General features: G+C 29.6%; 11 protein-coding genes. 10 read left to right on the top strand and 1 reads right to left on the bottom strand.

Going from position 1 to position 15,787, the window contains the following annotated elements; all coding sequences use genetic code 11:
• Positions 1 to 96: 96 nt before the first annotated feature.
• Together OCU55_RS09465 and OCU55_RS09460 are read left to right on the top strand one after the other, a co-directional pair.
• Positions 97 to 1,857 carry a diguanylate cyclase gene (locus tag OCU55_RS09465; RefSeq protein WP_261852208.1) on the top strand — a complete coding sequence of 587 codons (1,761 nt, stop codon included), beginning with the start codon at positions 97 to 99 and terminating at the stop codon, positions 1,855 to 1,857.
• A gap of 174 nt (positions 1,858 to 2,031) precedes the next feature.
• Positions 2,032 to 3,225: a collagenase gene (locus tag OCU55_RS09460; RefSeq protein ID WP_261852057.1), complete on the top strand. Its 1,194-nt coding sequence runs from the start codon at positions 2,032 to 2,034 to the stop codon at positions 3,223 to 3,225.
• Positions 3,226 to 3,454: 229 nt separating this feature from the next.
• Here OCU55_RS09460 and OCU55_RS09455 read toward each other — a convergent pair whose 3' ends face one another.
• Entirely contained in the window at positions 3,455 to 5,002 is a 1,548-nt protein-coding gene (locus OCU55_RS09455) for a histidine kinase N-terminal 7TM domain-containing diguanylate cyclase (protein WP_261852056.1), read from the bottom strand.
• 689 nt (positions 5,003 to 5,691) lie between these two features.
• Between OCU55_RS09455 and OCU55_RS09450 the strand changes: the two genes are divergently transcribed.
• The 8 genes from OCU55_RS09450 (at position 5,692) to OCU55_RS09415 (ending at position 14,967) form a co-directional block, all read left to right on the top strand.
• On the top strand, positions 5,692 to 6,492 hold the full coding sequence (locus OCU55_RS09450; RefSeq protein WP_261852055.1) for an HAD family hydrolase: 801 nt from the start codon (positions 5,692 to 5,694) through the stop codon (positions 6,490 to 6,492).
• Positions 6,493 to 7,288: 796 nt separating this feature from the next.
• On the top strand, positions 7,289 to 8,467 hold the full coding sequence (locus OCU55_RS09445; protein ID WP_261852054.1) for a glycosyltransferase family 4 protein: 1,179 nt from the start codon (positions 7,289 to 7,291) through the stop codon (positions 8,465 to 8,467).
• A gap of 212 nt (positions 8,468 to 8,679) precedes the next feature.
• Complete coding sequence (locus tag OCU55_RS09440; protein WP_261852053.1) at positions 8,680 to 9,282, top strand: zinc dependent phospholipase C family protein; 603 nt, start codon at positions 8,680 to 8,682, stop codon at positions 9,280 to 9,282.
• Positions 9,283 to 9,474: 192 nt separating this feature from the next.
• Positions 9,475 to 10,881 (top strand): sensor histidine kinase, encoded by a 1,407-nt coding sequence (locus OCU55_RS09435; RefSeq protein ID WP_261852052.1) that lies wholly within the window; start codon positions 9,475 to 9,477, stop codon positions 10,879 to 10,881.
• Positions 10,859 to 11,548, top strand: coding sequence for a response regulator transcription factor (locus tag OCU55_RS09430; protein WP_261852051.1), 690 nt, complete (start codon positions 10,859 to 10,861; stop codon positions 11,546 to 11,548). Before OCU55_RS09435 ends, OCU55_RS09430 begins: the two co-directional genes overlap by 23 nt.
• A 580-nt stretch (positions 11,549 to 12,128) precedes the next feature.
• Positions 12,129 to 12,737: a TVP38/TMEM64 family protein gene (locus OCU55_RS09425; protein WP_261852050.1), complete on the top strand. Its 609-nt coding sequence runs from the start codon at positions 12,129 to 12,131 to the stop codon at positions 12,735 to 12,737.
• A gap of 101 nt (positions 12,738 to 12,838) precedes the next feature.
• Positions 12,839 to 13,864 carry an LTA glycolipid anchor biosynthesis glycosyltransferase, IagA/BgsA family gene (locus OCU55_RS09420; RefSeq protein ID WP_261852049.1) on the top strand — a complete coding sequence of 342 codons (1,026 nt, stop codon included), beginning with the start codon at positions 12,839 to 12,841 and terminating at the stop codon, positions 13,862 to 13,864.
• A 203-nt stretch (positions 13,865 to 14,067) separates the two neighbouring features.
• Positions 14,068 to 14,967: an alpha/beta hydrolase gene (locus OCU55_RS09415; RefSeq protein ID WP_261852048.1), complete on the top strand. Its 900-nt coding sequence runs from the start codon at positions 14,068 to 14,070 to the stop codon at positions 14,965 to 14,967.
• The last annotated feature ends 820 nt before the right edge of the window (positions 14,968 to 15,787 follow it).

Raw genomic sequence — 15,787 nt, 5'->3', positions numbered from 1 at the left:
ATAATACAAGTAAAATATTAAATTAAGTAAAATTCAAAACAATAAATGAAATGAAGTCGAATATTGCAGGAAAACTTATAGAAGGGCCGTTGAGTGATGTTTAAGAAAAACACTTTGATTTTAAAAAAACAAAATTTAATCCTTATCTTCTTTATTTTTATAACACTTTTTTTATTTGGATGTGATGTTCAGAAAGACGATATACCTAGAGCTTTCCAAGGAAAAGTAGACTTAAGCAATGTTAATTTTGATAATAGTAGAATAGCTAAGTTGGACGGGCAATGGGAATTATATTGGGGGCAGCTACTGGAACCAAAGGATTTTAATAATGATACAAGAAAAGCTGATGACTATTTACAAGTTCCAAGCACAGTAAAGGTTTCTGAATATAATAAAACACTTCCTAAATACGGTTATGGCACCATGAGACTTAGAATTAAAATGAAACCAGATGATGATAGACTTTATGGAATAAAGACGCAATATATATTATCTGCTTCAAAAATATGGGTTAACGGTAAACTACTAGCTTCCTCTGGACAAGTAAGTAAAGATGAGTATGGTGCCGCAGGAAGTTTTGAACATCAAATTGCATTTTTTAATAATGATAAAAGTGAAGTTGAAATAGTAATTCAAATGTCAAACTTTAATAATGTGGTTGGGAAAGTTCAAAGTATTTATATAGGAGATGCGAAGCAGATAAAAAAGGAATATGTGAGTGGTGTGGCTTCAGATGCTTTTATTATAGGTGCACTTGTTATAATGGGAATCTATCATTTTGCTTTATATTATAGGAGGCCTCAGAATAAAGCTCCGTTATACTTCGGTATATTTTGTTTATGCATTTCATTAAGAAATGCAATAGTTAGCGAGAGAATTATATTTGATATAATTCCTAATATTTCTTTTGCTTTATTTAATAAGCTAGCATATCTAACAGTATATATATCTCTACCATTTATAGTTATGTTTTTTAAAGAGATTTTTGAACATGAATTCTCAGCAAAAGTAGTAAAAGCAATGAATATCATATCAATACTGGTCAGTGTAATAACAATATGTACAAGCATTGAAGTTTACGATACTTTTTTGCTGTATTTTGAAATATGGGGAGTATTGCTATTTATCTATATTTTGTATATTATTGTTAAAGATATAATCAATAAGAATAAAGGCGCTATAATAATTTTACTTGGATTTTTGGTGTTTCTTACTGCAGTAATTCACGATATATTATTGCAGGCAGGTATGATGTATACTAAATCTCTTACTCCAATAGGTTTGTTTATTTTTATATTTTCACAGTCATATATATTAGCTGCAAAATTCTCTGATGCCTTCGAGAAGGTTGAAAAGCTAGTTGAAGAAAATAAAGCTGTGTATATAGATGAATTAACAGGTCTTCTAAATAGAAGAGGTCTCTATGAACAGGGAAGATCCCTATTTAGAGCTGCGCAGATTACAGGAGGTAAATTTACATTATTTTATGGAGACTTAAATAGGTTAAAGAAAATAAATGATTTTCATGGGCATAAAGAGGGTGACGAAGCAATTAGAACTGCAGCTAATCTTCTAAGAATGTCCTTTGGAAAAGATGATATAGTAGCGCATATAAGTGGAGATGAATTTATTGCTATTGCAGTTAATAAAGCTTCAAAAGTAGATGCAAAAGTAATTATAGATTTTATCAATCATAACTTTAATAAATATAATCAGTATTCCGACAAGACTTATCCATTATCCATAAGTATAGGATATTCTATATATAAGCCAAATGTTAAAACAACCTTTGAGAACATGATACATGAGGCTGATATTATGCTTTATGACGCTAAGACATTAATTGAAGGTAGATAGCTTTGGTGTGGATAATAGATGAATTTGAAAATTTGAAATCCCTTTGGAAGTATAGAATAACAGCAAAGCTGAGAATACTTTCAAAGGGATTTTTCTTTTGTTTATCATTAAGACAATTTAAGTTTTCTTAAATTCACACGATAACCAAAAAGTAGAAAATAAAGGGGGAAGGCAGTGAGGTTAACTGCTACACGAAATATGAAAAAATTCATTAAATTAGTGTTTGCTTATTTATTATGGGTAATAGTTTTTACAGTAATTTCAGCTGGTGTTGTTTTTTTTGTTGTTCCTTTTAGTTATGATTTAACTAATGTAGTAACATATACGTTTGTAATATCGATTGTACTATTCATTCTGTTTTTTATAGTAGGGATGATAAGAGGAAAGCTTAAGATTTTTAGAATATATAGTAGAAAAAGACTGATTTATAGAAGTATACTATTTTTATCTATGATAAGTATATTCTTAATTGTAAGTGTGTTACAAATGGGCGTTAGGGCTGGTTATATACAAATTAATGGGATGCATGAATTGACTAATAAGGAAAAAGTCCAATTTATAAAGGCTGTGTATACCAATCTTAATACTGCAAAATCTAGGGATGAACTTACAAAAGGCATGAATGTTGTAAAGTATAATAACATAGAGGTATATTATTACGAAGAAGATAAGAAATTAGCTGAAGAAATAGTAAATAAAATACCTGATTTAAACAAAAAACTTAATTCTGTTATTAACGTGAAGGATTCAGAACCTTTAAAAATTATAGTTTATAAAGATAAACAAGAATATAATAAATATAGTAACTCACCTAACAGTGCAGATACTCTTGGACTTTATAATAATGGTGTAATAAACCTTCACAATTTAAAAACTATTAAAGAGATAAATAGTGAAAATGGTATTGATGAAAGCAGTGAAGAAAGTTTTTTTAGGACAGTAACACATGAATACACTCATTACTATATTAGAGCTTATTTAAAGGAAAATAACTTATCTAGCACTTTGCCACCTTGGCTAGATGAAGGCTTTGCACAGTATATGGAGTATGAGCTTTATAATAAAGACTTCAAATTAGAAACAAAGCCCATAAAGGGACAAGTAATACCTCTTAGGGATTTATCAACACTAGGACAATGGGAAAGTCAGTGGAAAGACAGAGATAGTATTGAAAAGATTTATACTGAATCAGTATTGGCTATAAACTACATCTTCGATTCTAAGGGAAATGAAATACTAAAGAATATTCTAGCTCAGTCAAATAACAATAAGGTATCTGACGTTGATTATCAAAGTAACTTTGAGAAAACCATTAAGAATAATGTAGGATTAACCTTGGACGAGCTTCAAAATAAGGCTATCAAATAAACTATAACAAAAGCATTGACAGATATATTATCAATATAAGCTGTTAATGCTTTTTTACTACATAAGAAGCTATAAAAATTTAATGCAGCTAAACCAAGATATTTCAATGCTTTCAGAAACTTCTTATGGCGATACAGTAAAAAATAAAACTGATTTCACTGCTCAATTGTCCTCATATTCATTTGAAAAGACAGATTCGTTAAAAAAGCTCGCTTCAGCGACATTTTTATTAGCTTAAAACCTTAACCGTCACTCTATTTCTGCCATTCTTTTTAGACTCATAAAGTGCTTCATCGGCAAGTTTTAGAACTTCACCAAAAGTTTTAAGTCTTCTATCATATACTGAAATTCCAATACTCAAAGTAAAATATATAGGTTTATTTCCACAAATGATAGGTTCTTTAGAAACCATATCGCAGAAGAATTCTGTTATATTATTGGCTGCATCAAGACTGGTGGAGGGTAATATTACAGCGAATTCTTCCCCTCCTAAACGGCCTATTATATCAGTTTTTCTAAAATACCTTTTCATCTCACATCCTAAATAAGCTAAAACAGCATCTCCTGCAGCATGACCATTTGTGTCGTTAATATGTTTAAAGTGATCTATATCAATCATTAGAAGTGTAAAGCCGGTATTATAATCAGATGAACACTCCATTTGAAGGTTAGCTAGTTGCATAAACCGATTTCTATTATAAAGGTTAGTAAGAGCATCAGTTGAAGCAAGTATTTTTAGCGCTTCCTGATCATTTTTTCTTTCAGTAATATTTATAAGATTTATGAGCCTACCAACAATATTACCAAAATCATTTTTTATAGTGACTGTTTTCACTTCAAAATATCCATAGCTATCACCATTAGAAATCTTTATATCGCTACTATCATTGGTATTTAATATTTTAAGAAGATTAATTTGATCTCCTAATATGAACTCAATGGTTTTACCTTTCATAGAACTGTCAAGTTCTTGGAAAAGCTCTGCAGCAGCAGGATTATAATCCATAAGACGACTTGTATTGTCTATCAAAATCATGGCATCAGAACTTCGCTCAAATAGAACATCTCTAGCTAAAGTTTTAAGTGCTAAGAAATCATATTTGAATAGAGCTATAAGTATTAAAGAAAAAGAAAACGGAAGTATCAGCGCTACATAATTAAAGCTCACATTTCCTGGATTTATTAAAATTAGTTCAAAACTTATAAAAGGAAGCAGAGAAGCTAAAATCATAATCTTATACCCTGAACGTTCAAAGTCTGCAACTTTTCGATAGTTCTTTACATAACATGATATAGATATGAGAAAGTATAGTGTTATATAAATACAGTAAAACAAATACCAAGGTTCTTTATCAAATGTAAGAAAATTTAAGCCTAATGTTGTCTTTAGCATAAGTGATTTATAATAAAGGTGATGCATTGGATTTGTCAACTGCATCAAAAAAGTCAAAATAGGTACTGTAAATATAATAAAAAAGGTATTTCTATTAAAGGTTGTAATTGTTTTTGTATAAATTAAAGATAGTAAAAGCCATAAAGCTGGGTAAAATGGTATCCCTATATATTGAATCTGGTTCCAAAACATTATTTGAGGTAATGAACTACTGTTAAGCTCCAGAAGATATCCAAATAAATAAATACTAACAAGTAAGCAAAGGGAAAAGAAAACTTTTACTAATGTAGTTGTTCCCTTTGATATAGCATATGCTGCAAAAAATACTGCAAGTAATGCGGATAGGAAAAAATATATACTAAGGAACGCAAGTGTAAATGACATATAATAAACCTCTCTTTAACATTATTGATTCACCTGAATTTATTTTTGTTAATCCTTTGCAGGCAAGTTTGAAAATTTTTTTCCAAATATCCAATTAGAAATGTAATATTATAAAAAAATATATCATAACTAAATTTATAAATATAAAAATATCAGAATAAATGGTTATGAATGATAGTATTCAAGTAAAACAAAAAAAGACTTTATATATCAATATTCGACACAAAACTACAAAACTTAATTAAAACGATGAAAAAAGTGTAAAATAATAATATAAAATTAATGAAATATATTATAAGATATGTCAATTGAATTAGAAGACTATATTGATTTTTAAAGAAAAAGTCTCACCTCAAATATAAATGCAAGATATACGACTTATTGAATTAAAATATATTATTGGGGGTAAGTGTTTACTTTATGAAGTGACAAGTATAAAAGAAAAACTGAAATAATAACAATAGGTTTTCAAAACTAGAAAATTCACTCCTTTACTTTTGTGATAGAATTTTAAATGTATATAAAGTGTGTATATATATGAAAGTTTACTTGCTAGATTACTTATGAATTAATTCGGTAATTTATTATAATATGATTGGAACTTTAAGAACTTAAAGCGAATTAATACTATCTAAAATTAAGAATTAATGATTTTAAGTGGAGTGTTATTTTCAAGGGAGAGGATTTATATGGGAAATAAGATAACTTTTTTAGATATAGATGGAACCTTAGTAGATGTTCCTTCTGGGATGATTGAGCCAGCACAAAGTACTATTGAGGCTCTAAAAAAATTTAGAGCAAATGGTAACTATACTGTGGTAGCTACGGCAAGGTCAGCAGTTCCTAAAACTATCTCAAAATTAGACTTTGATGGGTATATATTTTGTAATGGGAATTATATAGTGTTTAACAACGAGGTATTACATGATAATTATTTTTCAATAGAAGATATCCAATATATAATGAATTTATCTGACAAATGTGATGCTCAATATCTGTTAAGTGGGCATCACGGTGTATGGTGCAGCAATCTTGATCACCCGCTTTGTGTTAGGCAAAGGGAATTATTCTTAGGTGGACCAGATAAGCCAAAGGATTCAATAGATATATGGAAAGTAGAAGATGTACATGCTAATATGGGAACAATACTATTTAATAGTGAAGAAGATATGATGAATTTTAAAGAAAAACTTCCCGAAGGTTGGGTTGTACATGCTTATATTGAAGCTAATATTAGATTGGATATACATTTACCTGGTTTCTCTAAAGGATCAGCAGTTGAGTTTTTATTCAAAAAATTAGGAATAGACAAAGAGGATACCTTTGCTTTTGGTGATGCTCAAAATGATATTGAAATGCTGAAACTTGTGAAACATGGCATAGCAATGGGAAATGGTACAGATGAGATTAAATCTATTGCATACTATGTTACTGATGAAGTTGACAAAGATGGTATTGCAAATGCATTAAAGAAATTTAAAGCCATATAAAATTTTATGTACAAAATAATAGGAGTAATAGTCTTTTAAAGTCTATCTCCTATAATATTTATAACTTAAATATTGAAGTTATTCATGCTTTGAAAAACATCAGAAACCACGATTTTTTAACATGAATAACTTAGATTTTGTGATGAAACCTTTACGTTTTTCTAGCTGAAATATTTATTTATACATGCTAGAGTATATCTAGGAACTGAGATTTTATGCAATCAATAGATTAAATTTGGACACGGTAATTCCTTAAAGAAGAATGATTAATAGTCATAATATAAAAACACTATAGGTATGTATTAAAAAAATGTTGTTGGTTATATACAAATATCCAACAACATTTTTTTAATACATAAACATAGGGAGTTTAAATAGCAATGAGTTCACTAATCCAAATATGGTTATAAAAACAATATAAATAAGCGCTTAAGCTTTTCCACACTGTTTCTTGTGTGCCATGGCAAATGGGGGATATAGTTATAACTTGATATTTAGAGTATTCTTTTAAATTTTCAGTGCAATTTTAACAAACTTTTAAAGTTAGTTTATAAATAGTTTAACAATTAATACTTTAGATTTAACCTCTTTAATTTATACTGTAGTTGAACATATAAAAGATGTGTTAATGAATAGATGGCAAAATGTATAATTGCATGATTTTCATACAAGTGAAAAAAATCACTATAGAAGAATTTTACTATTAAGTATTAATTAATAAATAGAAAATAGTTTGTATTACGAACAGATAAATTTTTATATGTAGCTTAATTGAGAGTTAAAAGGAGCAAGAAAAATGAATATAGGACTTTTTACTGATACCTACTATCCACAAATAAACGGGGTAGCCACTTCGGTACTAATGCTTAAAGAATACCTTGAAAATCTAGGTCACAAGGTATATGTGTTTACAACAACAGATCCAAAGGTAGAAGGATGGGAGAAAAATGTCTACAGAGTACCTAGTATACCTTTCGCAAGTGCAAGAAGGGTTGGATTGTTCTATAATCCAAGACTGGCAAAGGTTATAAAGAAATTAAATTTAGATTTAATTCATACACATACAGAATTTTCACTTGGCATTTTTGGAAGAGCTATGGCTAGAGAACTTAACATTCCTTTTCTTCACACATACCACACCATATACGAGGATTACACCCATTATATTGTAAAACTTAAAATTTTTGATCCATTAGCAAAGATAGCAGCTAGAAAATTAAGTGTTAATTTTTGCAATTCTGCAGATCAGGTCATTGTCCCAACGAAGAAGGTTCTAGACATGCTAGAATCCTACAATGTTGAAAAAGATATTTCAGTTATACCTACAGGCATTGAGTTAAATAAGTTTTCTAGAATTAATTATAATTTTGATATGGCACAAAGCTTACGTAAAAGTCTCGGAATAAATGCAGAAGATAAAGTTTTGTTGTATGTAGGTAGGATATCTAAAGAAAAAAATATTGAAGAAATAATGATTAATTTGAAAGATTATTTTAAATGTACAAAAGATGTGAAATTTGTGCTTATAGGTGATGGTCCTGATAAAAATAGACTAGAAACAATAGCAAGTGATTTAGGGATAAACGAACAAGTAGTGTTTGCAGGAGAAAGACCTTGGAACGATATAGGTAGGTATTATCAAATTGGAGATGTTTTTGTAAGTGCCTCTCAAAGCGAGACTCAAGGACTCACCTATATCGAGGCCCTTGCTGCTGGATTGCCTGTTATAGCAAAAGCAGATAAGTGTCTAGATGGAGTTATTGAAAATTACGTGAATGGGTATCTTTTTAATGATACTAAAGACTTTATTGAAGCTTTGAATTTAATTATATTTAATGATTTAAAGAAAAAGCAATTGTCTTTAGAAGCAGTAAAAACTGCAAGAAGATTTTCAGCAGAAAGCTTTGCAGTAGCTGTAGAACAATTGTATAAGACTATGGATATATACAAGGGATACGAAGAGGTTTCTATATAAAATTATCATGTTTTTGAAATTAAAAGTAAGGTGTATAAGTGGCAGAGTTTCTCATACGGAAACGTAATTTACATCTGATTATTTATTTTGAGGAATTGATAAGAAATGTCTATTGACGAAATTCGTCTTTAGAAGCACTGGACAATTAAGAGTTTTTCCTTAAAGATATATAAAATTTAACTAATAATTAATTATGGACAGGAGAGCTTGATATGAAAATAAAGACCCATGTGAAATTAGCAGAACTGGCTTTTAGAAAAAATATAAAAAATGCACCAATAGGATTTTCTAAATTTATGTTTAATTTTGGTCTTATAATGATTGATCAGTGTTGGCATGTAAAAACTCATCCTCACTACATGCAAAAATCCCTTGGATATATAAATGATAAGATTGAGAAGCTTATTGCTATAAAAAGGTTTAATCTTTATACTTCGATGCAGTTAGGAATAGTTGTACACTACTTATGCGATTTTTGCTGTAATGCACACATATCAGGTGGTGTTGGTAATATACCTATCCATCTCAAATATGAACGTGACCTTCAAAAGTATTTGCTTGAAAACTATGATTTCTTAAATGATCATATAAGTGAAATATCAGATAAGTTAAAAGATAAAACGAGACAAATGAATTCATTAAAAGAAATGATTAATGTTAAGCTTACTGAGTATGTACAAGGAGAAGCATCCTTTTTATGGGACATCACTCAAAGCACTGAGATTGTGTCACTAGTTTGCTCTAGAGTTTTTGAATTAAAAAACTGTGTTCAAGAAAATTATCAGTATAATACTAGAAAAGTTCAAATTACATAAGGAGAGATTGTATAAAGCATTATCAAATATGAACCTTTGATGCACAAAAGATATACTAGCAGAAAATATTGATTATTTATGATAAAATATATTCTGTTAATAAAAAGAGAGGTGATTCACCTGAATATAAAGAGACGGTTATTTATTTCTAACATCTTAGCACTAGTAGTTCCAATACTATTGAGCTCTGTTATGTTTGTTGGAATGATGTTTGTTGTTATGGAAGTAACGAAAACTCACGATGAGAAATTATTTGATGGTGACGGGCAACCGTTTTATGATTCAATAAAAAAAATAGATCAGATTATAACTAATCTACCAAAGCCTATTGAAGTAGAGCAGATAAAGGCTGTAGTAGATGAGTTTAATAGAAAACACAGTGTGATGAAAGTTTCTTTATCCATTTATGAAGGTGAAAAACTATTGTATCCTTCTTCTTCATACTTAGATAGCTCAATAATGAATATTGCTTTAGCACAGAATAATAATCATACTTTTTCTATGGACAATATTGCTATTTATAGAGCTAATGTAGGAAAATATACTATACTATTAACAGATACAAACTTTAATAATCATGATAATGAAAATTATAAAGATTATCGTACTAGGATAATTAATGAAGGTATAATAATGTTTTTATTCATTATAGTTATAATACTTCTTACAAATAGATTCTTAACAAAGTTTGTATTCAAGCGAATAATTACACCAATAGAGACTTTAGTTTATGGAGTTCATCAAATACGTGATGGAAATTTGGAGTATAATATTGAGTATACTGAGAACGATGAGTTTGCAGGAGTTTGCTCTGATTTTAATGAGATGGCACAGAGACTTTCAGACTCAGTAAAGGCAAGACAAAAAGATGAGTCTAATCGTAAAGAATTAATTGCTGGAATTTCTCATGATTTGAGAACGCCTCTTACTTCAATAAAAGCATACGTAGAGGGACTAGAGATGGGAGTTGCATCTACTCCAGAGACACAAAAACATTACTTAGATACAATAAAAAGTAAGTCCAATGACTTAGAGCATATTGTAAATCAGCTGTTTTTATTTTCTAAACTCGATATTGGAGAATTTCCATTCTACTTGGAGAAGGTTGATATCGGAAAATATCTATCAGAGATGATATGGAATTTGACTTATGAGTATGAAAATAAAGGCCTCATAATATCATTAACTGAAAATGTTGAAAATATCTGTGTAAATGTAGATAAGGTTCAACTTCGCAACGCCTTAATCAATATCTTGGAGAATAGTGTTAAATATAAGGAAAAGTCTGAAGTAAAAATGAAAATTTCTTGTACTAAAGAAAATGATTATATAAAAATTAGACTAGAGGATAATGGACCTGGAGTTTCAAGTGATGCCATTGAAAAGTTATTTGATATATTCTATAGAGGGGACTCTTCAAGAAGTAATCCAAGCAAAGGCAGCGGTTTAGGATTATCGATTACAACAAAAATTCTTGAACGTTTGGGTGGAGCGATATTAGCAGAAAATGTTACGAATGGTGGATTAGCGATTATAATGAAACTCCCTATATATAAAAACGTAGGAGGTAACATAGATGGCCAGAGTTTTAATAATTGAGGATGATAAATCTATAGCAGAAATTGAACGAGACTTTTTAGAAATAAATGGATTTGAAGTTTTTATAGCTACAAATGGAGAAGATGGATTAAAGCAGGCTACTTCTGGGGAGTATAATATAATTCTTCTGGACTTAATGCTTCCAGGGATAGATGGATATGAAATCTGTAAGAAAATAAGAGGAGTTATTGATATTCCAATAATCATGGTAACTGCTAAGATTGAGGATGCTGATAAGATAAGAGGTCTTGGTATAGGTGCCGACGACTATATATCAAAACCGTTCTCTCCAACAGAGTTAGTTGCAAGAGTAAAGTCCAATATTGCTCAATACGAAAGACTTACAGCTGGGCAATCTTATAAAAATGAAGAAATACACGTTGGTAGTATAAGGATAAATCCGAAAACTCATAGAGTTTATGTTAATGGAGAAGAGATAGAGTTCAAAAATAAGGAATATGAGTTGCTACTGCATCTTGTTACAAATTCTGATGTTGTCTTCAGTAAAGAAATGTTGTACGAGCGGATATGGGGAATAGATGCTTATGGAGACGTTAAAACTGTTGCAGTTCATATTAATAGATTGAGAGAAAAAATTGAAAAAGATCCTTCAAATCCAACGCATATAGAAACTGTTTGGGGAGCTGGATATAGATTTAAGGTATAGTTAAGAAAATTAGTACTGGCATATAAATATCTGAAGCATGAAATCAAGCTAATATCATACAATGAGTTTTAATATGAATGGGATAATGACCACTTTTGCGTAAGGTAAAGGTGGTGTTTTTATTTTCATTAATAAAGTGAATTTATAAATTTTATTTGTAATTAGGACCCAGTTTAATTTTAGTTTAACTTTTCAGTATTTGTAGTTTACAATTACTTGATATAATTATTGAAAGTTAGTTTAATATACATACTACTTCAAATTGAAATTTATCAAAATAAAGCTTCGTAAGACCATCGAAAGCATTATTTTGAGTCTAATGATTGAAGTAGTACGTCAATTTAGAGGAATAGATATCCCATTTCCACGATTTAAGAACAGACCAATAATCTATTTAATTATTAATGGTATTTTACTTGATAAATACATTTGATTTGGAACTGGTATATCTATAATAGACAAAATTTAAAATAACATAAATAGTTGATAGAACTATCAGATTAGCTTTTTAATTATTGGCATATCTATAACTATAGAATAGAGACAATAAATATAAGGAAATTAGATAAGGAGCTTAAGGATGGAGTATACTGGGCGTGAAAAATGGAAAATAAATATTGTAATCAATAGCATTACTTTTTTAGGAATGGCCTTAGTGGGAGTATTTATAATCTATGGTGTACAAAAGCACTTATTCACTTCTCAGGCTGCCTTAGAAGTGTTTTTGCATCATTTTGGAATATTTTCTCCAGTGATTTTTATGGTATTTCAAGCAGTACAAGCCGTATTGCCAATTGCACCTGGAGGTATAGGATGCCTAGGTGGAATCATAGCTTTTGGTCCAGTTAAAGGGTTTATTTATAATTATATTGGAATATGTATTGGCTCAATTATAGCATTTCTTATTTCTAGAAGGTACGGACTTTCTTTTGTTCAAAATATAGCAAAGAAGAAAACTTTTAATAAGTATGTTGGATGGCTTGAAAAACCAAATTTTGAAAAGTTATTTGCCATAGCTATATTTATGCCTGTAGCACCGGACGATCTTCTATGTTATTTAGCAGGTGTTAGTAAAATAACCTTGAGAAAATTTGTTGTTATTATAATTTTAGGCAAACCCTTTGCCATTGCTGCCTATAGCTTTGGACTTAATTTGATAATGCAATATTTATTGCCATTATTAAAATAGAGTAGAAGTCATTTTTGAAGAGTTATTATAAAAGAACCTATATATTTAATATGAAAGAATTCATATAACCAATGTGAGTTTAAATCTGGAGGAAGTTGTTAATGAAGATATTTTTATTTAAGGGATCTCTGAAAATTGTGGAAAAGAGTGGAGTTGGAAAAGCAATCCATCATCAGCAAAAAGCAATGGAAGAAAATAATATTGCTTATACATCGAATAAAAAAGATTATTATGATGTAATGCAACTTAATACGATTTTTCCTGATTCTGTGGTTGCTGCGATAGTTGCAAAGATGAAAGGTAAGAAAGTAATATATTATGGACATTCTACAATGGAGGATTTTAAAAATTCCTTTAAAGGATCCGATTTTTTTGCACCACTTTTTAAAAAATGGATTATGTTTTGTTATAGCCTCGGGGATGTTATTATAACTCCAACAGAATACTCAAAAAAGTTACTTAGCGGTTATGGTATTAAAAAGCCAATATTCGCTTTATCAAATGGAGTTGACCTTTCCTATTTTAGCCCAAGCCCTGACGGAGTCAAGAGGTTCAGAGAGAAGTATAAGCTGAAACCTAATGAAAAAGTAGTTATATCAGTTGGCCATTACATAGAGCGAAAAGGAATCAGTGATTTTATAAAATTGGCTAAACGTATGCCTGATATAAAATTTATTTGGTTTGGCTACACTAATTTAAAACTTGTACCATCATATATACAAAAAGCTATTGCAGAAGCACCTAAGAACGTAATTTTTCCAGGATATATTTCTGCTGATGAGCTTAGAGATGCTTATAGTGGGAGCGATTTGTTTTTATTTCTCACTCACGAGGAAACAGAAGGCATTGTTTTACTGGAAGCATTGGCAATGAAGATTGCAGTGTTGGTACGAGATATTCCTATCTATAGTGATGACTTTTCTGATGGAAAAGAGATTTATAAAGCATCCACCTTAGATGAGTTTCAGGATAAAATAGAAAAAATAATTGATGGATCATTACCTTCCTTAAAGGATGCCGCCTATGAACTTGTGAAGAAAAAAGACATTAAAGCCATTGGAAATAGATTGCAGAATATATATAATTCTATAGATAAATCATACGAGGGATTAGATTTAGAGCTGTAAATTTCAATAATTACTAAACTTGAACAAGCGAAAATACAAAACAATAGGTAGAAAAATTAATACTAATATTTAAGATCCAATAAATGAGATGTATAATTATAGGATAAGCAGTGTTAACTTTATACTGTATTACATTACTTTTTTATTAAATTAATACAATTGTGAAGTAAATAACTTTTAATAAAGGGTAGGGGGAATTTGGTGTGTTAATTAAAAAAATTCAACTATGGGAAGATAATGAGCAGGTAAATTTAGTTACTTATATTTTGGACAACTCAATGGAGTTCCAGACAAATAAAAAGAGAGCTTCTGTAATCATTTGTCCTGGAGGTGGGTACCTTGGAACTTCTGACAGAGAAGCAGAGCCTATTGCGATGAGATTTGCAACAAAAGGCTATAATACTTTTGTACTTAGATATAATACTTGCTTTAATAATATGGAGATTGACTTCAATAATCTTCCGCAGGTGAACGAAAGGGCAGTTTATCCAGGTCCATTATTTGATTTAGCAAAAGCAATGATGGTAATAAAAGAGAATGCAGAAGAGTGGCTTGTAGACAATGAAAAAATCAGCATATGTGGATTCTCAGCAGGAGCACATTTAGCTGCAAGTATGGGAGTTCATTGGCAGGACGAATTGCTAAAAGAAAAATTCAATGTTAGCAATGAAACATTTAAACCTAATACAGTAATTTTAGGTTATCCATTGCTAGACTATAATTTGATGAAAGAAGAAGTTGAAGAAACCGGCAATGAATGGGTAAGAGAATTTTGGAAGGTTTCTAATAAAGCTATATTTGGAAAATCAGATCTTACAAAAGAAGAATTAGCAGAGCTTAGTCCAACAAATTATGTTACTCCAAGTACACCACCAACTTTTATCTGGCATACTGCAGATGATGGGCTTGTTTATGTATCTAATTCATTAAAATTTGCATCTGAATTAACTAAGAATAAAGTGCCATATGAACTTCATATTTTCGAAAGTGGAGTCCATGGACTATCTTTGTGTGATGAAACTACTGCTTCTGAGCCTGCTCATATAAATCCGCATTGTGAACATTGGTTTGATTTAGTTGTAGAATGGTTAAAAAAACACTAGTATTTCAAGTTGAAAAATAAAAATGATCACTTATACTATGAAGAGGGTTTAATCTTAATAACGAAAGATTGAGCTCTTTTTTACTTTAAAGAAAAGTAAAAAACTTTTATACAGTATAATTGAATCTCTATATAGAGAAGGTTTGTAGTATATAAAACCACTGAGAATATGTATTAAAAAAATGTTGTTAATCATATGTAATAGATTAATATTGATTGGATGGCTAAAATAATATCAATAATTCTATAGAAGGCATTAACATTAGATATTGAATAACTTAAAAGATTAATATGGATGTACCACTTCGTAATAAAATATATATTTGATAATCTCGGCTTCTGGGGATTATCGAGCATGTTTAACTTAATAGTTGAAGTTGGAGCCTTATATAATAAATAATTTAGCTGTTATATTCACGACCTAGTGAAATGAAGGATATGGATATAAAGTAGCTAAATATATTAGAAAATCAGCTAATTTGAATTTGTAAGTAAATGTTTTCAGGCATATAATTATATTGTCACTATATAGTGACAATATATTTTTTTCATAGTTCATAAAATTAAAGTGTTCACTATAGAAATAAATAAAGATTCGTAAATTCTCCGAAAGTTTTATTACGAAGTGGTACATCCATGGCATGTCTGTGCAACAGTAATAAATGGTTTAAAAAATAGGTTTATTTTCAAAGTTAACAATATAGGAATTCAACTTAAATTTAATATAAAACTATCGAAAAGCATAGCATTTAAGAGTTTATAAGTATATAAGTTAATAATTAAAGTTGGAGTCCTATAAAATATGAAAAAATGCAAGCAAA

The sequence above is a fragment of the Clostridium folliculivorans genome (genome assembly GCF_024341905.1).
Lineage (GTDB): Bacteria > Bacillota > Clostridia > Clostridiales > Clostridiaceae > Clostridium_AR > Clostridium_AR folliculivorans.
This window is presented reverse-complemented; position numbering and strand designations above follow the sequence as displayed.